This is a genomic window from Planococcus sp. 1R117A, from assembly GCF_051417975.1.
GTDB classification, from domain to species: Bacteria; Bacillota; Bacilli; order Bacillales_A; family Planococcaceae; genus Planococcus; species Planococcus shenhongbingii.
Genome location: NZ_JBPRLO010000005.1, coordinates 254,806 through 276,064 on the forward strand (window position 1 = coordinate 254,806; position 21,259 = coordinate 276,064).

Consider the following 21,259-nt stretch of genomic DNA (forward strand, 5'->3'; position numbering starts at 1 on the left):
TAGATAAAAGCCTTAAAATAATGAAAAAGATTGAATAATTAGACTCTATTCCTTTGCAGGAATATTCCTCTAGAAGTATAATAGGGTTATGAAAACACTATTGAATTCACTGGCAGAACCGAACCGTTGGAACATCGTCGAACTATTGAAACAAGGTCCGCTTACCGTCGGAGAAATTGCTGAGAAACTTGGACTCCGGCAGCCGCAGGTATCAAAGCATCTGCGCGTGCTCAGCGAGGCTGGCATCGTGGTTGTCCATCCGATCGCAAACCGGCGTGTCTATCAATTGAATCCGCAGCCGTTTCAGGAATTGCAGGAATGGACGGATACGTACCGCCATCTTTGGGAAGACCGCTTCGATCGATTGGATGATTATTTAAAAGAAGTCCAGAAAAAAGGAGAGGAGGAAGAAAAGCTGTAATTGCCGGGAACTAGAGCCAAAAAGATTAAACAAATCATAAGGAGGAGTTCCAATGTCAGTCAACAAAGGATCAAATGATGCCTTTACAAGAGTTGAAGGACTGGAAATGGTAATGGAACGGTTTTTCATGGCCCCGCGAGAGCTTGTTTTTACGATGCATACTGAACCTGAACACGTTAAAAATTGGTGGGGGCCGGTCGGCTGGACAACGACTACTTATCAAATGGATGTCCGGCCGGGAGGGATTTGGCATTATTGCATGCGTTCAGCAGGAGGAGAAGAAGCATGGGGAAAAAGCGTCTATCAGGAAGTGGAAAAACCAGAGCGGCTCATCTATGAGGATATTTTTTCCGATGAAAAGGGAAATAATGCTGAAGGTTTTCCGATCATGAAAATCACGGTTGAGTTTGTGGAAGAAGGCAATGGAACACGGGTTATCAGCCGGACATTATTTGAAACCGAAGAAGATTTGAAACAAGTAATGGATATGGGCGCAGTGGAAGGCATGACAGAAACCTTTGACCGTCTGGAACAGTATTTAAATCAGATGTAATAATAAAATTAAGCAATGCAGTAAAACAGCCGGTTTTGAAATGAACATTTCAAAGCCGGCTGTTTTGTCTATTTTAAAGGAAAATTAAATTAATAAGGATGGTCAAAATTATTGAGATAATAATCGAAATAAGAATGCTCCCCATACATGACATACGCATATTGATCCCACCTTCTTTTATGTTAATGTCTCTTTTCCTGATTTACCTGTTTGTTAAACAATTTTTCTATTCTAAAGACCGCTTTCTTCATTGCATTCTGTTTTTGAAAGCTTTCCATTCCGGCACATTATGTTTGATTAGCGCTGCAGAAAGGGAAAAGATGAACATTCATCGCAAAACGAAACAAACGGAGGAATGTTCATGTCTATTTTTTCGAGTGAGGCATTAAAACATAAACATGTTCTAATTACGGGTGCCACTGGAGGCATCGGCTACGAAACTGCAAAGGTGCTAGCTGGAATGGGAGCAAGGCTGACCATTACGGGCAGAAACGAAGAGAAGCTGAATGAGTTGAAACAGCAGCTGATTTCGGTTGTTGGAGAGGAAAATGTCTTCGTTAAAACTGCGGACCTTACAGTTGAAAAAGAACGGGAAGAACTTGTGTTAAGCGCTGATAAAGCACTTGGATTTATAAATGGACTTGTCAATTCTGCCGGCATTGGCGGTGGCGGGGTAGTAGAGGAACTGGATGAGGCTACGGTTGAACGAGTCATGAATGTGAATTTCAAATCCACGCTCTTTTTAACTCAGCTGGTGTATAGCAGAATGCTGGAGAAGAAAGAAGGCGATATCGTCAATTTGTCTTCGCTGTCAGGGCTGAGGGGGACGCATGGAAATACGGCTTATGCCGCCAGCAAATTTGCAGTCATCGGCTGGACGCAATCGATGGCATTGGAAGCAATTGAACATAATATCCGGGTCAATGCGGTATGCCCTGGATATGTAAACACGGAAATGGCCTGGAACAGCATCAGGAAGAAAGCGGAAAAGAAAGGTGTTTCTTTTGAGGAAGGAATGGACGAAGCAGCTGCCGCTATTCCATCGGGCCGTATATCAACAACAGAAGAAGTGGCGAACATGATCGCTTTCTTGCTGACGGACGCTGCCCGCAATATTGTAGGCGAAGCAATGAAAATTTCAGGCGGAAACTTTATGAGGTGACGAATTTCCAGGAATTTTGGCCAACAGATGATAGGGAAATAATATTTAGTAGACGGTGCAGCTTCTTGAATTTTGATATGGAAAAGAAGCTGCTCCTTTGCCGTCCGCCTTGCTCCTTATTGGCAGTTCTGACTGTGCAGTGTTAAATATGATCTCTCAGACTTAGGACTCTTTCCGAATAGTAAAAAGGGCTCTTAAATTTATTGGCAGCCACTTAATATTTCACAGAAAATTCTAAAATCAATTTGACAGAAAGTGCTATCTATTATATGTTTTAACCAAAAGCAGAAGTAATATTAAGCTGAATGCGAATTTAATAAAGGTATCCTTTTTTGGGTCACAAGTACTTCAGAATTGGAGGTACCCATGGAACGTATAAGAGAACGGCTTTTTTCTATCTATAATAATCAGAATGTTGAAATTACTTATTCCTATATAATGAAAGCCATTCATCAGACCAAGCAGAAGCCTTTGAAAATGAGGAAACAGTATTGGGATGAAAAAGATGTTGTCTTAATCACGTATGGTGACCAATTTAAAGAACAGCAGCAGCCAGCCTTACAGACTTTAAAAAAGATATATGACCATTATTTTTCCACTGTATTTGAAATCGTCCATATTCTTCCGTTTTATCCCTACTCTTCAGATGATGGTTTTTCTGTTATTGACTATAAAGAAGTAAGTCCTGTAATGGGAAACTGGGAAGATATCCAGCAACTCTCTGCGTCGGCCCGCCTTATGGTCGATTTGGTATGCAACCATGTGTCTGCAAAAAGCGAATGGTTTCAGGGGTATTTGAAAGGAAATCCTGTCTACCGGGACTATTTTATAGAAGTGGATCCAACAGTGGATTTAAGTGGAGTGACACGCCCAAGGACGCATCCGCTATTGACCAAATTTACTTTATCGACAAGGGAAGAAAAACATATTTGGACGACGTTCAGCGAAGACCAGATCGACTTGAATTTTTCCAACCCTGCCGTCCTGGCAGAAATAATCGATGTCCTTCTCTTTTATATAGAACAAGGGGCAGAATATATCCGGTTAGATGCTGTCGGTTTTATCTGGAAAGAAATTGGGACTTCATCAATTCATCTTGAAAAGGCACATAACATCATAAAATTGTTCAGAGAAGTAGTAGACGAAGCGGCAAAAGGAACGCTGCTGATTACGGAAACAAATGTGCCTCATGAAGACAATATTTCCTATTTTGGAAATGGCCATGACGAAGCCCATTTGGTTTATCAATTCCCTTTGCCGCCTTTGATTTTATACTCTATCCATTATGGGGATGCAAGTGCTTTGAGCAAGTGGGCGAAAAGCTTTCCACATATGGGCAAAGAAACGGCTTTCTACAACTTTTTGGCTTCTCATGATGGAATCGGCTTAAATCCGATCCGCGGAATTATTCCCGAAAATAAAATCATTAAGATGGCAGAGGCATTGAAAAAAGAAGGGGCTTTAATTTCGTATAAGAAAAACGAAGACGGAAAAGATGTCCCCTATGAAATTAATGCTACTTATTTTGATGCATTGAGTAGAAAAAGCGATGAAGAAGCGCTTCGCATTAAACGTTTTTTGGCTGCGCATTCAATTTTACTCGGATTGCCCGGAATTCCTGCCATTTATATTCAAAGTATACTAGGGTCACGCAATGACTATGATGGAGTGAAAAAGACAGGTGCAGCCCGTTCCATCAATCGCGAGAAATACTGGTTGGGTGACATAGAGCAGGAGCTTCATCAAACCGGAACCATAACAAATCAAGTTTTTCAAGAAATGATTAAAATGATTGGAATAAGGAAAGCCGAACCACTTTTTCACCCGAATGCCGCAATGAAAGTGCTGGATTACGGGGAATCAATTTTTGCTTTTTACCGAATCAATGAAAACAAAGAACAAATTCTGCTTCTGCACAACCTGGCAAATCAATCAATTGTTTTGCCGGTAGTTGGGCATTACTGCAATATACTCACGCAACAAAATATGGAATTTGAAGAAGGAGTTGAACTGGAGCCGTATCAATTTTTCTGGTTAAAACCAATCGATTAGGAGGAGAGAAAATGAATCGAAAATACTTACTGTTTTTTGCAATCTTACTGACTGGCCTTTTGGCTGCCTGCGGCGGTGAGGAAGCGGGCGATGCGGAAAGTGCTACGATTGAATTTATGCATTCATCTGTAGAGCAAGAGCGTTTGGCTGTCATTACTGAATTGATTGAACGGTTCCAGAAAGAAAACCCGGATATTGTTATAGAGCAAGTACCAGTAGAAGAAGATGCTTATAATACGAAAATTGTAACGTTAGCCAGCGCTGGCCAATTGCCGGAAATTGTAGAAGTAGGACAAGACTACGCAAAGGTAATGGACAAGGATCAGTTGATTGATAGAGAAGTCGTCCAATCTGTTATTGAAGAGGCGGGTGAAGATAATTTTTATGAAGGGGCATTGAAGCTGCTTGCCACTGAAGACGGTAAAAGTTATACCGGTTTGCCAGTCAGTGGATGGGTCCAAGGAATTTGGTATAACAAGCAGATGCTTGAATCCAAAGGATTTGAAGAACCGGAAAATTGGCAGGAAGTCATGGAAGTGGCAGAGGCCTTTACTGATGCAGCAAACAAGAAATATGGAATCGCCATACCGACTGTAGAAGGCGGATTCTCCGAGCAAGTATTCTCTCAGTTTGCCTTGTCAAACAATGCCAATGTGTTGAATGGAGAGGGAGAACTAACATTGAATACACCGGAAATGAAAGAAGCGCTGCAATATTACAAAGACTTGGCTCAATATACAATGCCGGGTTCGAATGACACAACTGAAGTGAACGATGCTTTCATGAACGAATCGGTCCCGATGGCGATTTACTCTACTTATATTCTGCCAGGAGTTTTTGAACAAGGAAAAGCGGAAAATATCGGATTTGCGATTCCGGAAAATGAAACGAAAGCCGTTTATGGATCCGCTTCGGCATTAACTGTTACATCAGGTTTAGAAGACGCACAAAAAGAAGCAGCACAAAAATTCCTCGCTTTCATGGCACAGCCGGAAAATATGACAGACTGGGTTTTAATGTCCCCGGGAGGAGCACAGCCGGTCAGCGATTTGGTTACTGAAAATGAAGACTATCAAGCGAATGAAGTGGTCAATGCATTTGGCGACCTTTCAACTGAAATTGCGTCTTCTTTCAATGATATTCAAATTTTTGGGCTGGTTGATGGAAAAAACTTTTTGAAGATGGGGGATATTACAAGTTCGGGTGAGATTCCGAAAATGGTGAATGGTGTTACTGTTGGCAATCAAAATGTCGACGACGCCATTGCAAATGCTGAAACTTCTTTAGAAGGCATTTTGAAATAAGAGAAAGCAGGGGATGCCTTCGAGCAATCCCCTGCTTATTGTGGCATAAGAGTTGAATGGATTGATTCTGAAAGACTTGCTTAGGCTGATTTAGAAGACGCCGGAAATGGAGGGAAACTATGAAAAGAAAGGCTAAAAGAAAAACCGATACAAAACTTGCAGCCGTTCTGCTTTTTCCAAGCATTTTCTTAATTTTATTGCTTGTCGCTTATCCGATGCTCTCTAATATACAAATCAGTTTTTTTGAGCAATCCATTAATCCAAACCTGGATCCAACTTTCATCGGTTTTGAAAACTACAAACAAATTTTGACAGACGAGGTCTTTCTAAAATCACTGGGAATTACTTTTTTATATACATTACTGACAGTAGTAGGCAGTACGGTAGTTGGACTGGCTGTCGCAATCTTCTTTAACCGGCCCTTTAAATTCCGGAAGATATCGCGTTCTTTGATCATTGCTTCTTATGTAGCTCCTTCGATTTCTCTCGTATTTGCCTGGAAATATATGTTCAACAATAACTATGGAATTGTGAATTATTTAACAGTGGATGTTCTCCATCTATTCGATCAGGCACCGCTTTGGTTTGACCGGCCAGCCAGCAGCTTTGTACTGGTTGTGATATTTGCCATTTGGAGGTATTTTCCATACGCATTCATTTCGTTTTTAGCAATTTTGCAAACCATTGACAACACCTTGTATGAAGCAGCTGAAATAGATGGAGCTTCAGCGTGGGAGAAATTTAAAGTTGTGACGCTGCCTGCTATTATGCCGGTTTTGATCATTGTCGTCACTCTCCGGGCAATCTGGATGTTCTATATGTTTGAAGACGTCTACCTATTGACCAACCAAGTTAATACACTGGGCATCTATTTGTATGAAACTGCATTTGCATTTAACGATCTTGGAAAGGCCGCTTCAATTTCAGTTATTCTCTTTATCATTTTGTTCGCAGTCATATTATTAATGAGAAAGCGGGTGAATGCTGATGGCAATGGCTAGCAGTAAGAAAGATAAAATGACAAGGAAAGTTGTATTTTATATCGGATTGGCCATTGTTTTAATATTGTCCCTTTTCCCGTTCTTCATCATGCTTATGGTGTCTTTGAAAAGCTCGGCTGAAGCGATTGCACAAGTGCCCACTTTGCTCCCTAAACAATGGACAATCGAACATTATCTGGATATTTTTAATCCGGTTCTCTTTCCATATATCACTTATTTCAATAATAGTTTGATTGTTTCTCTGATTGTGGCAGCGATATCCGTGTTGTTTTCTATTTTTGGCGCTTACGCTTTGTCGAAACTAAAGTTTTTTGGACGTACTACCATTAATTCAAGTTTTTATGTCGTTTATATGTTTTCCGGTCTTTTGCTGGTTGTTCCTTTGTTCAAAATCATTTCAAGCCTTGGATTATACAACACAAGAACCGCATTAGTCATTACGCTTATTGTTCAGACATTGCCAGCCGCCATATATATGTTGAAGAGTTATTTTGATACGATACCCGATGATTTGGAAGAAGCTGCGATGATTGACGGCTTAAACCGGGTGCAGATTATCTTTTACATTATTATCCCGTTATCCATTTCAGGAATCATATCTGTTTTTGTCTATTCATTCATGATTGCCTGGAATGACTTTTTATTCGCCTCCATTTTCCTGTCGAGCTCAGAGAATTTCACACTTCCGATCGGGTTAAATGCTTTGTTCAGTACGCCGGATTATGTTTGGGGCAGAATGATGGCAGCTTCCATTGTTACCGCTTTGCCTGTTGTCATCATGTATGGGATCACCGAGCGGTTCATTAAAGGAGGAGCAACTGAAGGTGGGGTTAAAGGTTAAAAAATAAAAGGAGAGTTACGTGCAGATGAAAAAGCTTGTAGCAATCAAACCAAGAGTCGCTGCATTGATTGATTATGAGGATCGGCCGGTTCTTCCTAATGAAGTGAAAATTGCAGTAGAGATTGCTTCCCCGAAGCATGGGACAGAAGTGGCTGATTTTAGAGGGCAGTCGCCTTTCATGGAAGAAGAGTTTTCAGAGGAATGGCGGATGTTTATGCCAAGAAAAGAAGGTTCCGCTAAAGGAATTGTGTTCGGTGAATTTCCATTAGGAAATATGATTGTCGGATGTATTATTGAAACAGGGCCAAATGTCACCAAATATGAAATTGGGGATTTGGTTTGTACATACGGCCCTATTATGGAAACTTTAATTGTCGATGGCATAAATAATCCGCGGTTGCGTAAAATGCCGGAAGGAGCCAAATGGCAGAATGCCATTTGTTATGACCCGGCCCAGTTTGCGCTTAGCGGAGTGCGCGATGCCCATGTCCGTGCCGGCGACTACGCCGTGGTTGTCGGGCTCGGGGCCATTGGCCAGATTGCGGTTCAATTAGCGAAGAGAGCAGGGGCTATTTTGGTTATCGCTGTTGATCCGCTTGCTCATCGTCGAAAAGTGGCTCTTCGCAATGGTGCTGATGCAGCTTTAGATCCCCAAATGGTGGATGCTGGCTTTGAAATTAAAAAGCTGACGAATAAACTGGGAGCAGATGCCATCATTGAAACGAGCGGCAATGCAGCAGCGCTACAAGGCGCACTCAAAGGCATTGGTTATGGCGGCATCATTTCCTACGTAGCTTTCGGCAAAACTTTTCCGGAAGGATTAAATTTTGGCCGGGAAGCCCATTTCAATAATGCGAAAATCGTATTTTCAAGAGCAGCCAGTGAACCGAATCCAGATTATCCTAGATGGAACCGGAAACGCATTGAAGACACGTGCTGGGAATTGCTGATGTCCGGCCACCTTAATTGCGAAGACATCATCGACCCAATTATTCCTTTCCAGGATAGCGCAGAGGCGTATATTCGTTTTGTCGATCAGCATCCCGAATTGAGCATTAAAATGGCGATTGATTTGAAACAAGAATCTTTCCATAACTTCAAAGTAGTGCCGGAAGCATAAGGTCGTTGACAGGAGGAAACTTCAATGAAAATCGGTACACAAAACCAGCCGTTCTTTCCTGAAGCGATCAATGAAAAGTTTCGCTATATTAAACAGATGGGGTTCGACAGTTATGAAATCGACGGTAAGTTACTGGTGGGAAATATCGAAGAAATAAAAAGAGCACAACAGGATACTGGTCTCCATGTAACCACTGCTTGCGGGGGATATGATGGATGGATCGGTGATTTTAATGAAGAAAAGAGACTTAACGGCTTAAAGGAAATAACGGGGATATTAAAAGCGCTGCAGCAGATAGGAGGGAAAGGCATTGTCGTACCTGCTGCGTGGGGGATGTTCACTTACCGGTTGCCGCCAATGATTTCTCCGCGCAGCAAAGAGAACGATCGGGAAACCGTCACAGCATCTTTGGTTTATCTGAACCATGCAGCCAAAGAAACGGGAACCCTGATATTTTTAGAGCCGCTGAACCGCTACCAGGACCATATGATTAATACGATTGCGGAAGCGAGAAGCTATATTGAAGAAAATAGCTTTGAATATGTGAAAATCATTGCGGACTTCTATCATATGAATATAGAAGAAGACGATACGGCTGCTACGCTGCATGATCACCGCGACGTGATCGGGCATATCCATTTGGCAGACAACCAGCGGTTCCAGCCTGGCAGCGGAGCCATTGATTTTAAACGGCTATTTTCAGTATTGAAAAAGGATGGCTATCAAGGGGAGTTAATGCTTGAATGCAGAGTCCGTGGCGCAAATCCTGAGCAAGCCTATCTCAACTCACTCCACTACCTGAGAGAATCGATTAGGTGATTTAGGCAAATATTCCAAGTGCATCCATGCATCGTTATATATACGGCAGAAAAGCAGGCAGCAAAAAAATGGCTTTGGCGCAGATTGTGCCAAAGCCGTTTTTTGTTTTATGCCCACCACATCTGAGCAACAGACTCTTTGACCAAAACCGGCTTCAAGTTCTCAACGGCTTTTGTAAATCCTTCTTCAATGGACATTAAGCCATCTTCATGTTCGATGCTGACCACATAGTCGTAATTGTAAAGCCGCAGTGCGCTGATGATGTCTGCCCAGGTTTTCTGGTCGTGCCCAAAGCCGACGGTTCTGAAATACCATGCCCGGTCACGCATCTGCGAATATTCCGTCATATCCGTCAAGCCGTTTCGATTCACATTTTGCTGATCGAAGATGGTGTCTTTCGCATGAAAATGATGAATGGCGTTATCGCGGCCGAGAATTTTGATGGCTTCGACCGGATCAATGCCTTGCCACCACATATGGCTCGGATCTAAATTGGCTCCAATCGCAGTACCGCAGGCTTCACGCAGCCGCAGCAAAGTGGCGGGGGTATGTACCGAAAATCCGCCGTGGAGTTCCAAACCGATTTTTACATTGAGCGATTCTGCCAGATCGTTTTTCTCTTTCCAATAAGGAATCAGTTTTTCTTCCCATTGCCATTTCAATACTTCCTGAAAATCATGTGGCCAGGCAGCAACGGGCCAATTCGGATAAAGAGCATTCTCATGATCGCCTGGACAACCTGAAAACGTGTTTACTATCGGGACATCCAATCTGGAAGCTAATTGCAATGTCTTTACCAATAATTCATTTGCCGGTTCAGCAATTTGTTTTTGCGGATGGAGCGGATTCGAGTGGCAGCTTAACGCACTGATGATTAAGCCATAGTCGCTGATTTGCTGCTTAAAGCGCTGCAATTTTTGCTCATCATCCAGCAATTCATCCACTTTGCAATGGGCGTCTCCAGGATAGCCGCCGGTGCCGAGTTCAATGGCTTCAATTCCTTTGGCTGACACATAACTCAGCATATCTTCAAAATTTCTGTCGGAGAATAAAACAGTAAAGACCCCTAGTTTCAATTAAAAAACCTCCTTTTATAAAAGTCAGAAAATACAGAAATGTAATCCGTTACATAATTAACATATATAAATTCATGCAGTAAATCAACAAAAATATTTAACTAAAAAATATATTGACAGATAATTCTGAACAATTTACTATGGAAATGTAATCGATTTCATTTACTATGTATGGGAATTGTGGAAAGTAGGAAAAACAATATGGCAAATATCCAGCAGGTAGCAAAACAAGCAGGAGTATCGGTAGCAACCGTTTCAAGAGTCTTAAATGGACAAAATTCGGTTTCGACGAAAACGAAATCCAAAGTAGAAGAGGCCATAAAGACATTGAATTATGAGCCAAGCATATTGGGAAGAAATCTCCGGAATTCTGAAAGCCGGATCTTGTTGGTTTTAATCCCAAATATATCGAACCCTTTTTACTTGGAAATCATTAAAGGCATTGAAAACATGGCGCTTAGCCAAGGCTATAACATTTTACTGTGTGAAACGGATTCAAATCCGGAAAAAGAGAATATTTACTTTGATCTCGTTCGTAAGAAAATGGCAGATGGCATTATTTCGATGGATCCTGCTGTCAATGTCGAGACATTAAAACAATTGGCAGAAACATATCCAATCATTCAATGCAGCGAATATGGAGGTGGTATTGGAATTCCTTATGTAACCATCAATAGCGAAGAAGCCTCTTATCGGGCAGTAAAGCATTTGATTCAGATAGGCCATCAGAAAATCGCTCTCATAAATTCAGATGAAAAGTTCCTGTACGCAAGAGAGCGGAAAATGGGATATCAACGGGCTTTGCAGGAAAACGGCATTTCCTTGAACAAAGATTATATGATTTATACCTCAGAACTAAGTTTTGAACATGGACAGCAAGCCATGAGGAAGATATTAGCGCTGGCGGATCGGCCGACTGCTGTTTTTGCGGTATCCGATATGCTTGCAATCGGAGCGTTAAAAGAGATAAATGCTTCAAGTCTGCATGTGCCGAATGATATTGCGGTAGTCGGCTTTGACAAGATTGATTTTTCAAATATGACAAATCCAACATTGACAACTGTCGCTCAGCCAATGTATAAAATGGGCACAATTGCAGCAGATATGGTGATCGATAAGATTAAAGGAGAAAAAGTGGACAATATTATATTGGAGCATGAATTGGTCATACGTGGATCGACATCGGGATAAAGCAGCTAAGGCCGGCGCTCTGTTATTAATGAACCTTGATGATAGAGCGCTGGCCTTAGTTTTGGATGTGACCGCTTACATTCGAAGGAAAGCTGTTTTAAAAAAATAAAGGGGTGAATTGAATGAAAAAATTGTTGATTTTATCGCTGGCTGCAGTCCTTGGTTTAGCGGGCTGCGGAGGAAATGAAGAAGCAGGTTCAGGAGGAAGCGGAGCAGAAGACGACACGCTGACAATAGGCATATCTTTGCCTTCTGCAACGCACGGATGGATGGGAGCGTTGATTGACAGTGCGGAAAAACAAGCACAGGCATTAAAAGAAAGTGAAGGCATAGATTATGTAATGACTAATGCAGCAGATCCGAACAAGCAAGCAAACGACGTGGATGATTTAATCGCCCAAGATGTTGATGTGATTGTCATGCTGCCGATTGAATCTGCTGCTTTAACGCCAGTCGGACAAAAAATAAAAGATGCAGGCATTCCGCTGGTCATTGTTGACCGGGAACTTGAAAACGACGCGGCGACAGTGGTAGTAAAAGGCGACAATGAAGGAATCGGCGTCAATGCCGGAAAATATTTCATCGAACAATTGAATGGCCAAGGAAAAATCGTGGAAATTACTGGACCCCCAAGTTCAGTTACTGAGCAGCGTGGATCTGGCTTCCAAGAAGCAGTGGCAAGCCAGGAAGGAATGGAAATCATCGCTTCACAAAGCGGCGACTTCTCGACTGAAAAATCATTGGAAGTGATGCAGAATATTTTACAGGCTAATCCACAGATTGACGCAGTTTTCACACAAGATGACGGAATGGCATTAGGTGTATTACAGGCGATCAAAGAAGCAGGGCGCACCGATATCAAGTTTGTAACAGGTGCAGGCGGTGCAAAAGAAGTGTTTGAAGATATGAAAAATGACGGTTTGATGAAAGCGACATTCCTGTATTCCCCGAAAATGGTTGAAGATGCCGTGAAAATTGCTGCAGATATAGCACAAGGCGAGGAACCGGCGGAAAAAATGGTTGTGAAAGAAGCAACACAAGTAACGAAAGAAAATGTCGATGAATATTACGATCCGGAATCTAAATTCTAAAGGAATCTATGGAAATACAATGGTGGCCATTGTATTTCCTCTTTTCCTATATAAGGAGTCTAAGCCATGGCTACACATCCTTTTTTGCTTATGAAGAATATCGAAAAGTCGTTTAATGGTGTGCCTGTCTTAAAAGGTGTAACGCTGCAAGTCGAAAAAGGGGAAATTCATGCATTGTTGGGAGAGAACGGCGCCGGGAAGTCGACTTTGATGAACATTTTAGGCGGGGTCCACCAACCTGATAATGGTTCACTTTTCATAGACGGCCAAGAAGTTAATATGTTGAATCCACGGGTTTCGCAAGAACAGGGCATCAGTTTTATTCACCAGGAATTGAATATGGTTTCTGATCTCCGGGTTTATGAAAACATGTTTTTAGGATCTGAACTTCGAAATAAAGTCGGATTTCTAAAAGTGGAGGAAATGTGCGAGAAAACGCATGACATCATGACAAAGCTTGGTGTGGATATCGATCCAAAGGAATATGTCCGAAATCTGGCTACTTCATACAAACAATTGATTGAGATATCAAAGGCATTGCTCCATAATTCCAGATTGATCATTATGGATGAACCTACAACGTCATTAGCTGAACATGAAGTAAATCGCCTGTTTGAATTAATGAAGAATCTAAAACAATCAGGAGTTTCGATTATCTATATCTCCCATAAGCTAAAGGAAATTAAAGAAGTATGTGACCGTTTTACAGTCTTGCGGGATGGTGAGCGAGTTAAAAGCGGCAGCGTTGAAGAAGAAGATATTGAAACGATTACGAAACTAATGGTCGGCAAATCAATTTCACAAGACCGCTTTATACATGAGCACCAATTTGGTCCCGTATCTTTGGAAGTGGTGAATTTAACAAGTCCCGGATTGTTCAGAAACATCAATTTTACTGTTAAGCAAGGAGAAGTCCTGGGCTTTACAGGCCTTAGCGGCGACGGCAGAACTGAGCTTTTTGAAAGCCTGTTTGGCTACCGGAAAAAATACACCGGTGAGGTGCGGGTCCATGGCCGAACTGTAAAAATAGATCATCCGAGAAAAGCGGTCAAAGCTGGGATAGGGCTTGTACCGAAAGACCGCAAAGAAAACGCCATTATCAAAGATTTAAGCGTTATTCACAATATGAGTTTGTCTTCAATGGGGAATTTTGAGAAAAGCGGATTTATACGGGAGCAGACGGAAAAAGCGAAGTTCCAGAAGTACAAGGAAATGCTGAATATCAAAGTGCATAATCCCCGGATTACCATCGACAAACTAAGTGGAGGAAATCAGCAGAAGGTGATTATTGCCAAATGGCTTGAAGTCGGCGCAGATATCTTGATTTTTGATAACCCGACACAAGGAATTGACGTTGGAGCAAAGCAGGAAATTTATCATGAAATCACCGCATTAGCCAAAATGGGGAAAACGGTCATTATTTTATCATCTGAAGCGCCGGAAGTGCTGAGAATTTGCCATAACATCAACGTGATGTACCAAGGTGAAATAACTGCCAGATTTACCGGTGAAGAAGCTACGGAAGAAGAAATCATGAATTATGCCACTGGCTCGAAAAGGGAGGCTGCAAAAATTGGCTAATATCAATGTGAAAGAATACAAGCCTCAAAAGTCAACTGCGAAAAGCCGGCTTTCCTGGCTTTGGTCGGAATATAGCGTCATTATCGCTTTTGTTGTTATTTTTATTGCCTCATCTATTATGAACCCCAGATTTCTGGACATGAACAACCAGCTGAATATTTTGATGCAAGTTTCGATTATCGGAATTATAGCGATGGGAATGACCGTTGTTATGCTTTCCGGTGGCATTGATTTGTCAGTCGGATCTGTCCTGGCTTTAGCTGGAGTCATATCTGTTCTGGCATTGAATGCTTCGGGCAGTGTTTTAGTGGGCGTATTCACTGCATTGCTGGTCGGTTCATTTGCGGGATTCCTGAATGGGTTGATGGTGGCAAAAGGCAGGATTGCCTCATTCATTGCGACGCTTGGAATGATGGCAGGTGCCCGTTCCATTGCGCTCTATATTGCGGACGGGGGCAGCGTATCCGGGGAAGTTACGGGATTTACAGCTATTGCAAATAGTGATTTATGGATATTTGATGTTCCTGTTATCATTTTCATTGTGATGACGGCAGTTGTCTATCTCTTGATGCATAAAACCCGTTTTGGCCGTTATGTCTATGCGCTTGGCAGCAATGAAAAAGCGGCTTTGCTGTCAGCGATCCGTGTAGACCGCATTAAAATTGGTGTATATACCTTAATTGGAACATTGGTTGGCGTGGCGGCTGTGATTGAGACATCCCGTTTGAATTCGATTTCTTCTTCCAGCTCTGGTGCGCAATACGAATTGGATGCCATCGCAGCTGTCATTATCGGCGGGACCCGGATGACAGGCGGCCGCGGCAAAATAATCGGCACGCTTTTTGGCGTTCTGATTTTGGGCATTTTGAATAATATGATGAATCTTATGAACGTTTCACCGCATTTGCAAGGCTTTGTAAAAGGGTTGATCATCATTATTGCGGTAGTATTCCAAAAAAGAGAGTAGGGGGCCAAAAAATGGGATATCGAGTAGGCATCATCGGGTGCGGTTCCATTACCAAACTGCGCCATGCACCAGAATATACCGCGAATCCGTACGTAGATGAAATTGTTTTCTATGACCGCAATCTGGACCGTTCGGAAGCTTTAGCGGCGTTATTCGGTGGGAAAGTTGCAAAAACAGTTGAAGAATTACTGGAGGATCCGACTATCGAGATTATCAGTGATTGTTCATCAAATGAACACCATCACATTTTTTCGTCCAAAGCATTACTGAGCGGCAAGCATGTGTTATGCGAAAAGCCCATATCGCTGACAATCGAGCATGCTAAAGAGATCCTCAACGCCGAAAAAGCGTCAGGAAAGAAATTGATGCTCGATCATAACCAGCGCTTTACCCGTGCCCATCAAAAAGCAAAAGAAATCATTGCGAATGGAGAATTAGGGAAGGTGCTGACTTTTCGGACGACGTTCGGGCATTCGGGCCCTGAACAATGGGGCCATAACAAAACCAATTCTACCTGGTTTTTTAAAAAAGAACGCTCCGGCCTTGGTGTGGCAGGGGATTTGGGAATCCATAAAGTGGATCTGCTGCATTACCTGCTGGATGACGAAATTGAGCAAGTCAGCGCTTTTCAAGGAGCACTGGATAAAGTCAATGAACACGGTGAACCGATCGAAGTATGCGATAACATCGTTTGCAGCCTAAAAACAAAAAAAGGGCGGTTAGGGACAGCTTCTTTTTCCTGGACCCATTACGGGCAAGAAGACAATAGCACCGTCATTTATTGTGAAAAAGGCATTTTGAAAATATACAATAGCGATCAATACCAGTTGGAAGTGCTGACGAAAGATGGCGAGAAAGTCAATTATGAATTAGAGAGCATCCAGACCAATGACAATCAGACCAGCACAGGCATGATTGACGCCTTTATTGAAAGCATCCGCTTGGATCAACCGCCGATGGTTACAGGCCAGGAAGCTTTATCGTCATTAGCCGTGATTTTGGCCATTTTAGAAGCAGCTGAGACCCGGCGTGTGGTAACTGTTGAAAGCGAGTCTCTCCAGTATTTTTAAGGAGGGGCTTTTTTCGTTTTCTGTGATTCTTTCAATTAATGAAAAATAGAATTTATATATGGTGAACTAAAGAATTGTCCTTTACTATCCCGCTTCGGCCGCTTTGCGGCGAACTTGCGGAATATCCACAGCCGAAAACTATGGGTTCAATTTATCTAGAAGATATGATTTGAATAAAAAGGAGGAAAATCATGTGAAGTTCCGGGAGGCTTCTGCACACGAGTATATAAAAGTCTACGAACAAGGTTACCGGGAATGGGCAAAAGGCCGCTCACTTGAGCAATACATAAAAGATAATAAAAAAGAGGAGGAGTATGGAAGGCGTTTTATAGTAGTGGACGGCAATGAAGAAATTATTGCTTCACTTATTTTGTTGCAGTTCACCCCTTATTTATTTGGCATCGGCTCCATTGTAGTGAACCCAGCTTTTCGCAGCCGGGGATTTGGAGAAAGAATCATAGAAGAGTGTCTGAAACAGTATCCTCATGCTGCTTTCATGCTGTACAGCGAAATTGGCATTGCTTATTACGCACGCTTCGGTTTCTGTGCCTTGCCTGCAGAGCATCAGCATGCCAGTCAAGGAGTCTGTATGATACGGGCAAGTAAGGAATTATACGACCGAGTAATAAATGAGCCGATTCCTGCTTATTTTTAAAGCTGCGTATGCATAAAAGAAGAACCGGGAAAGAGAGCTTCCGGTTCTTCTTTTATGCGCCTTCGTTTTTCTTCCTTTTGAAAGGCCCGTGGAATGAAGAGAAACCTTACTGATTGTGGTTACTCTTAAGCCGCCCGGTTCCGTACAATATCCAAGGAGAAGAAAGTTCAAAGTCATGGTTTTGAGGAAGAGCAGAAGCTTGAACTTTCTTCAAATCCATCCAAATTAAAGTATCTTCTCCAACTTCCTGGCACAGCCTCTGATAAGCGGCATCAATGGTTTCCCACAAGCCTGGTTGTTCCGCCAAATCATTCCATGGATAAATGGCATGCAAATAATGATGTTTTTTAATATCTTTTTTGACAATCAGGAATCGTGTCGCCTTTTTATTTTCAAAAAAAGACCATTTTTTCAGCTCATCTTCTGTAAACAGTTCTTTAGAAGCTGGGAAAGAAAAATAGCATTCATATGGAAAAATAGCGCCAGTCTTTACATATAATTTATCGACCCATATTTTCTTTCGCTCAAGGTCTGTAATTTCATGCCAAACCGGAGCACCTGTTGCGAGCTTCGACACATCTTTCGTGGTCGCTCCGTAAATGGCCGCATGAGGCGTGAGTTCAAGCTTTTCTAAAACGCGCCGCGCAGGAAGATTTTTTTCTTGTGTATTCGCTCCGACCCATTGGACTTCCGGAAGTTTGAATGCTTCATCCATAACGCGGGCAGTCAGCACCGTAGCCAAATCTTTGCCTCTATAACGGATATCACTGCGGATTCTGCCGAGCATCACATAATGTTTGGCAAATAATGAGTAGCCGCATACACTCGCCAATTGATTGTCTAAAAATAAACCGAACAGGCGATTGCTGTCGGAAGTGACAAGCCGCCCAAAGATCCGTTTAACATAATCATCTTCTATACCTGTTTCCATTGCTTCTAAATAAGGCAAATCTTCAAGATTTAATACACGGATTGTTTTTTCCATTGCCGGCACTCCTTGCTCCTGGCGAATTGTATGCTTTTCATGACCATTATAACTGCGGACAAGGGAAGATTGCATTCAATTAGATGCAGCAGGAGCCATAATGAAAAGCCATTGTGGAATCATTGATTTCACTAATGGCTTATTAAACGGATTTTTTAATTTTACTTTATGCTGCACGAATTTGGTGACCATTCCGTGTGTGTGGAGCCCGTGCTCACCCAATTAATTTGGTTCAGGATTTTATAACTTCCAGCTGGAAGGCTTTTGAATGAAGTAAAGTTCAACTTTCCGTCATTCGAAGTATTGCGCCAGCCCGGTTTAGTATCTGGGTTAAATCCATATAGTGTGACGTAGGCATAGCCTGGCCAATCTGCAATCGATTTATACTGTTCATATTTTGATCCATTGTATCGGTAAAGGACCGGTTTCCAAAAAACTGTATCCATTTCGCGTCCTTTCCAAGCGGTTACATAGCGGGGAGGTGCCGCCTTAACCATTTTTCCGGCACACGACATCGAACCGACCGCATGCGAAGGCCAATTGCCCTCTCCATTATGGGCTTCGGCAGGTTCTGGAGTGAAACCGATTGCTAAAAATATAGAAGCAGATGCTAGCAGTTTTGTGGCAATAGACAGTTTTTTCTTGGCCATTGGAATTCCTCCTCTAAATAGGTGCAGACAGCACTGGAATAATACAATATGATTCTATCGGTTGAACCGCATATGTGAGTTGAGAACTGAAAATGTTGTAAATAAAACATTATTGGAAAATTCAGATATTGTTTATGATATCATATTTTTATCAATAAACCTAGGGGAACAAGAGAAATGTAATGAAAAATTTAAATGTCTGCGGTTCAGAATGAGAACCATTAAAAAATATTTCTTGATACTTAGACGGAGATGTTAAATAATATGACTAATTATGAGTGCAATAACGGGAGGTGAAGGGATGAGTTTTAATAAGACCAGAGGAATATTATATAAAATTGATCGGCTTACAGGTGATTTTAAAGCAGTGCGAAATGGAACAATTGGAAGCCGAATCGGCAAAAGGATGATTAGGAAAATGATTAACCGGCTCTTGTGGAGGTTATTTAAAATATAAAACATTTTGCGAAAACCACTATCCAACAAACTCGTGTTGGATAGTGGTTTTTTGTATAAGCCCTATTATTTTTTCTTTAAAACACCAAGGTAATTTGCCCAAGGACCGACGTCTTCCCGATATCTTTCAGCCATAATCCTGACAATTTGTGAAATATGCGTCATGTCGTGAACTACCCATGTAGAAAGCAGCTCGCGTAATTTGACAGGACCAAATTCAGGGTGTATACCGGTCAACTCGAAAGGCGTCCCGGAATCGATGATCTCTTTCAACTTCTCAATATTTTGCATCCGGATTGTCTTAAATTCCTCGAGTTTTTCTTTGATTGAATTGCTGGACTGGTTTTTCAAATGTGCAAAGCGGTCAAATGGCGGAAACAGCACATTTTCTCCTTTTTGAAGAATTGTTTCTGCACGGGGAAGCCAATTGGTTTTCTCTGCTTCAATTAAATGGCCAACTACTTCTTCCGCATTCCAGGTTCCGGCCCCTTCGTTGGCAAGCAGCCATCCGTTCGATAAACCAGATAAAAAACATATCAGCGTGTCTGGCGTACGTTCTAAAATTTCTATTGCTTCCTGAAGTTTAAATTCCATGTATTTGCTCCTTTCCTAATGATGAATAGAAGTTAATAATTTGTTATCATCATAACGCATTCTGAATAATTAGAAAATATTTGGTTTTTAGAGCTGTAAAGGCGTATAATGGTTACGAATTTAATCATGGAATTATGTTTTGCTTTAAGAAACTAACTGAAAGGAAGGAGCAGAAAAAGGAAAAGAGTAATAGCGCATGTTTTTCACCTAAACCCGGTCACTCGAAAAGTTAGCGAAGCCAATCTTTTGATGACTTAACTGGAGAAGAGGAAGAACAAAATGCTGTACAATGTTGTATTGTTTCTCCATATATTGGGCGCTGTTACCATCTTTATGGCAATTAGCATACTTGCCTTATCAATGATTTCGATGCTGCATGCGAAAGGAACAGAGGACATTAAGCTATGGTCGGGGGTGGCTGTAAAAACGGATGCTTTGTTTCCATTAAGCTCATTGCTGATTTTGCTGCCTGCTTTCTATTTGGTTTTTTCAGCTTGGGGCTGGGGCCATGCCTGGATCAATGTATCTTTAGTTGCGCTTCTTGGAAACAGTTTCTTGGGGCCGGTTATTAACCTCCGCCGGCTAAAAGGAATTCTGGCTGCTGCCAATATAGAAACAGATGCTGTGCCTTCCGTTGGGCTGTTGAATAAAGTGAGAGATCCGGTTCTTTGGAATTCAGTTTCAATCATGTTCATGCTGGTTGTCGGCATTCTTTTTTTGATGGCCGTTAAGCTCACTTTATGGGGATCCTTAATCACGATGGCAATCGCTGTAGTTGCTGGTCTTGCCTTGGCGCATTTTATGCGGGCAAAAACCAAAGCGGAAACTACTTCTGATACTGTTTCGTTCAGATAAGCCCAAGCTGTTTGTGAATTTTTCAGTCAATTTCATAATCGAAAAGCCACTTTTGAAATAAAGCCGATTATTTCTAAAGTGGCTTTTTAAAATTAAGACATTACGGGAAAAAGGGAATTTGCCGGAGAATTGAAAACTCTGCTATTATACCCGGAACTTGAACACAAAAGGAGAATGAGGACATGCTTTATAATATCGTGCTGTTTTTTCACATTTTAGGAGCGGTATTGATTTTTATGGCCATCGGACTGCTTTTTACCGCCATGATTTCTATGCTCCATGCAAAGGATGTAAAAGGGATACGCCAATGGTCCAGTCTTGCTATAAAGTTGGACATCTTATTCCCGATCAGTACGATTCTTACTTTAGCTTCTGCTTTTTATCTCGTGTTCTCCGCTTGGGGATGGGGATATGCCTGGATAAATGTGTCTGTGGCAGCACTTATCGGCAACAGTATTTTAGGGATTTTATTTAATTTGATGCGACTGAAAGGAATTGGGGAAGCTGCTAATCGTGAAACCGAAAATGTTCCATCAAGTGCTTTGCTTAATAAAGTGCGGGACCGCATTCTCTGGACTGCAATTTCTATTATGACGCTCGTGACGATTGGAATTCTCTTTTTGATGGTTATGAAGCTTGAAACGGCTGGTTCATTGATGGCCATGGGCATTGCAGTTGCAGCAGGTTTTCTCTTAGCGAAATTTATATTGAGAACGGTGAAAAATGAAACTCCCAAAGACGCTTTGATCTCCCCGGAAAAATAGCGATACCAAATTAAACCTTCTTATCAATTTTTATTCTTATATTAAAATATT

Annotated in this window: 21 protein-coding genes; 17 read left to right on the forward strand and 4 right to left on the reverse strand. The window is 41.8% G+C overall.

What is annotated here, in order from left to right:
• Window positions 1-88: 88 nt before the first annotated feature.
• The 9 genes from ACSFXN_RS15900 to ACSFXN_RS15940 all read left to right on the forward strand — a co-directional run bounded on the left by ACSFXN_RS15900 (window position 89) and on the right by ACSFXN_RS15940 (window position 9,273).
• Window positions 89-421, forward strand: a complete 333-nt coding sequence (locus ACSFXN_RS15900) for an ArsR/SmtB family transcription factor (protein ID WP_437151065.1) — start codon at window positions 89-91, stop codon at window positions 419-421.
• Window positions 422-473: 52 nt separating this feature from the next.
• Complete coding sequence (locus ACSFXN_RS15905; protein WP_437151066.1) at window positions 474-974, forward strand: SRPBCC domain-containing protein; 501 nt, start codon at window positions 474-476, stop codon at window positions 972-974.
• Window positions 975-1,335: 361 nt separating this feature from the next.
• Window positions 1,336-2,136, forward strand: coding sequence for an SDR family NAD(P)-dependent oxidoreductase (locus ACSFXN_RS15910; protein WP_437151067.1), 801 nt, complete (start codon window positions 1,336-1,338; stop codon window positions 2,134-2,136).
• A gap of 366 nt (window positions 2,137-2,502) precedes the next feature.
• A complete protein-coding gene (locus ACSFXN_RS15915; RefSeq protein WP_437151068.1) occupies window positions 2,503-4,188 on the forward strand; it encodes a sugar phosphorylase in 1,686 nt (561 codons plus the stop codon).
• 11 nt (window positions 4,189-4,199) lie between these two features.
• A complete protein-coding gene (locus tag ACSFXN_RS15920; RefSeq protein ID WP_437151069.1) occupies window positions 4,200-5,492 on the forward strand; it encodes an ABC transporter substrate-binding protein in 1,293 nt (430 codons plus the stop codon).
• 119 nt (window positions 5,493-5,611) lie between these two features.
• The gene (locus ACSFXN_RS15925; RefSeq protein ID WP_437151070.1) at window positions 5,612-6,493 is read left to right on the forward strand and encodes a carbohydrate ABC transporter permease; all 882 of its coding nucleotides are present in this window, start codon (window positions 5,612-5,614) and stop codon (window positions 6,491-6,493) included.
• A complete protein-coding gene (locus ACSFXN_RS15930) occupies window positions 6,486-7,334 on the forward strand; it encodes a carbohydrate ABC transporter permease (protein WP_437151164.1) in 849 nt (282 codons plus the stop codon). The genes ACSFXN_RS15925 and ACSFXN_RS15930 overlap by 8 nt, the downstream gene beginning before the upstream one ends.
• Before the next feature lie 25 nt (window positions 7,335-7,359).
• Window positions 7,360-8,454 (forward strand): zinc-dependent alcohol dehydrogenase, encoded by a 1,095-nt coding sequence (locus ACSFXN_RS15935; RefSeq protein ID WP_300991738.1) that lies wholly within the window; start codon window positions 7,360-7,362, stop codon window positions 8,452-8,454.
• Between the two features lie 24 nt (window positions 8,455-8,478).
• Window positions 8,479-9,273 (forward strand): sugar phosphate isomerase/epimerase family protein, encoded by a 795-nt coding sequence (locus tag ACSFXN_RS15940; protein ID WP_437151071.1) that lies wholly within the window; start codon window positions 8,479-8,481, stop codon window positions 9,271-9,273.
• Window positions 9,274-9,380: 107 nt separating this feature from the next.
• Here the strand turns inward: ACSFXN_RS15940 and ACSFXN_RS15945 are convergent, their stop codons facing one another.
• Window positions 9,381-10,349 carry a sugar phosphate isomerase/epimerase family protein gene (locus ACSFXN_RS15945; RefSeq protein ID WP_437151072.1) on the reverse strand — a complete coding sequence of 323 codons (969 nt, stop codon included), beginning with the start codon at window positions 10,347-10,349 and terminating at the stop codon, window positions 9,381-9,383.
• A gap of 201 nt (window positions 10,350-10,550) precedes the next feature.
• Between ACSFXN_RS15945 and ACSFXN_RS15950 the strand changes: the two genes are divergently transcribed.
• The 6 genes from ACSFXN_RS15950 to ACSFXN_RS15975 all read left to right on the forward strand — a co-directional run bounded on the left by ACSFXN_RS15950 (window position 10,551) and on the right by ACSFXN_RS15975 (window position 16,904).
• Window positions 10,551-11,540: a LacI family DNA-binding transcriptional regulator gene (locus ACSFXN_RS15950; RefSeq protein ID WP_437151074.1), complete on the forward strand. Its 990-nt coding sequence runs from the start codon at window positions 10,551-10,553 to the stop codon at window positions 11,538-11,540.
• 122 nt (window positions 11,541-11,662) lie between these two features.
• Entirely contained in the window at window positions 11,663-12,631 is a 969-nt protein-coding gene (locus tag ACSFXN_RS15955) for a substrate-binding domain-containing protein (protein ID WP_437151075.1), read from the forward strand.
• A 66-nt stretch (window positions 12,632-12,697) separates the two neighbouring features.
• Window positions 12,698-14,212, forward strand: coding sequence for a sugar ABC transporter ATP-binding protein (locus ACSFXN_RS15960; protein ID WP_437151076.1), 1,515 nt, complete (start codon window positions 12,698-12,700; stop codon window positions 14,210-14,212).
• Window positions 14,205-15,179 (forward strand): ABC transporter permease, encoded by a 975-nt coding sequence (locus tag ACSFXN_RS15965; protein ID WP_437151077.1) that lies wholly within the window; start codon window positions 14,205-14,207, stop codon window positions 15,177-15,179. Before ACSFXN_RS15960 ends, ACSFXN_RS15965 begins: the two co-directional genes overlap by 8 nt.
• Window positions 15,180-15,190: 11 nt before the next feature.
• Entirely contained in the window at window positions 15,191-16,249 is a 1,059-nt protein-coding gene (locus tag ACSFXN_RS15970) for a Gfo/Idh/MocA family protein (RefSeq protein ID WP_437151078.1), read from the forward strand.
• A gap of 193 nt (window positions 16,250-16,442) precedes the next feature.
• Window positions 16,443-16,904: a GNAT family N-acetyltransferase gene (locus ACSFXN_RS15975; protein WP_437151079.1), complete on the forward strand. Its 462-nt coding sequence runs from the start codon at window positions 16,443-16,445 to the stop codon at window positions 16,902-16,904.
• Between the two features lie 106 nt (window positions 16,905-17,010).
• Here the strand turns inward: ACSFXN_RS15975 and ACSFXN_RS15980 are convergent, their stop codons facing one another.
• The 3 genes from ACSFXN_RS15980 to ACSFXN_RS15990 all read right to left on the reverse strand — a co-directional run bounded on the left by ACSFXN_RS15980 (window position 17,011) and on the right by ACSFXN_RS15990 (window position 19,589).
• Window positions 17,011-17,889: a GNAT family N-acetyltransferase gene (locus ACSFXN_RS15980; RefSeq protein WP_437151080.1), complete on the reverse strand. Its 879-nt coding sequence runs from the start codon at window positions 17,887-17,889 to the stop codon at window positions 17,011-17,013.
• A 161-nt stretch (window positions 17,890-18,050) separates the two neighbouring features.
• Window positions 18,051-18,539: a hypothetical protein gene (locus ACSFXN_RS15985; RefSeq protein WP_437151081.1), complete on the reverse strand. Its 489-nt coding sequence runs from the start codon at window positions 18,537-18,539 to the stop codon at window positions 18,051-18,053.
• Window positions 18,540-19,061: 522 nt separating this feature from the next.
• On the reverse strand, window positions 19,062-19,589 hold the full coding sequence (locus tag ACSFXN_RS15990; RefSeq protein ID WP_437151082.1) for a DinB family protein: 528 nt from the start codon (window positions 19,587-19,589) through the stop codon (window positions 19,062-19,064).
• A 279-nt stretch (window positions 19,590-19,868) separates the two neighbouring features.
• Here ACSFXN_RS15990 and ACSFXN_RS15995 point away from each other — a divergent pair, with 279 nt between their 5' ends.
• Window positions 19,869-20,444 (forward strand): hypothetical protein, encoded by a 576-nt coding sequence (locus tag ACSFXN_RS15995; protein WP_437151083.1) that lies wholly within the window; start codon window positions 19,869-19,871, stop codon window positions 20,442-20,444.
• Between the two features lie 182 nt (window positions 20,445-20,626).
• The gene (locus ACSFXN_RS16000; RefSeq protein WP_437151084.1) at window positions 20,627-21,208 is read left to right on the forward strand and encodes a hypothetical protein; all 582 of its coding nucleotides are present in this window, start codon (window positions 20,627-20,629) and stop codon (window positions 21,206-21,208) included.
• Window positions 21,209-21,259: the final 51 nt, after the last annotated feature.

Bases quoted from the DNA above. Each gene is read 5' to 3' on its own strand.
- ACSFXN_RS15900 (WP_437151065.1), top strand. From the start codon at position 89: ATGAAAACACTATTGAATTCACTGGCAGAACCGAACCGTTGGAACATC.
- ACSFXN_RS15905 (WP_437151066.1), top strand. From the start codon at position 474: ATGTCAGTCAACAAAGGATCAAATGATGCCTTTACAAGAGTTGAAGGA.
- ACSFXN_RS15910 (WP_437151067.1), top strand. From the start codon at position 1,336: ATGTCTATTTTTTCGAGTGAGGCATTAAAACATAAACATGTTCTAATT.
- ACSFXN_RS15915 (WP_437151068.1), top strand. From the start codon at position 2,503: ATGGAACGTATAAGAGAACGGCTTTTTTCTATCTATAATAATCAGAAT.
- ACSFXN_RS15920 (WP_437151069.1), top strand. From the start codon at position 4,200: ATGAATCGAAAATACTTACTGTTTTTTGCAATCTTACTGACTGGCCTT.
- ACSFXN_RS15925 (WP_437151070.1), top strand. From the start codon at position 5,612: ATGAAAAGAAAGGCTAAAAGAAAAACCGATACAAAACTTGCAGCCGTT.
- ACSFXN_RS15930 (WP_437151164.1), top strand. From the start codon at position 6,486: ATGGCTAGCAGTAAGAAAGATAAAATGACAAGGAAAGTTGTATTTTAT.
- ACSFXN_RS15935 (WP_300991738.1), top strand. From the start codon at position 7,360: ATGAAAAAGCTTGTAGCAATCAAACCAAGAGTCGCTGCATTGATTGAT.
- ACSFXN_RS15940 (WP_437151071.1), top strand. From the start codon at position 8,479: ATGAAAATCGGTACACAAAACCAGCCGTTCTTTCCTGAAGCGATCAAT.
- ACSFXN_RS15950 (WP_437151074.1), top strand. From the start codon at position 10,551: ATGGCAAATATCCAGCAGGTAGCAAAACAAGCAGGAGTATCGGTAGCA.
- ACSFXN_RS15955 (WP_437151075.1), top strand. From the start codon at position 11,663: ATGAAAAAATTGTTGATTTTATCGCTGGCTGCAGTCCTTGGTTTAGCG.
- ACSFXN_RS15960 (WP_437151076.1), top strand. From the start codon at position 12,698: ATGGCTACACATCCTTTTTTGCTTATGAAGAATATCGAAAAGTCGTTT.
- ACSFXN_RS15970 (WP_437151078.1), top strand. From the start codon at position 15,191: ATGGGATATCGAGTAGGCATCATCGGGTGCGGTTCCATTACCAAACTG.
- ACSFXN_RS15980 (WP_437151080.1), bottom strand. From the start codon at position 17,889: ATGGAAAAAACAATCCGTGTATTAAATCTTGAAGATTTGCCTTATTTA.
- ACSFXN_RS15985 (WP_437151081.1), bottom strand. From the start codon at position 18,539: ATGGCCAAGAAAAAACTGTCTATTGCCACAAAACTGCTAGCATCTGCT.
- ACSFXN_RS15990 (WP_437151082.1), bottom strand. From the start codon at position 19,589: ATGGAATTTAAACTTCAGGAAGCAATAGAAATTTTAGAACGTACGCCA.
- ACSFXN_RS15995 (WP_437151083.1), top strand. From the start codon at position 19,869: ATGCTGTACAATGTTGTATTGTTTCTCCATATATTGGGCGCTGTTACC.
- ACSFXN_RS16000 (WP_437151084.1), top strand. From the start codon at position 20,627: ATGCTTTATAATATCGTGCTGTTTTTTCACATTTTAGGAGCGGTATTG.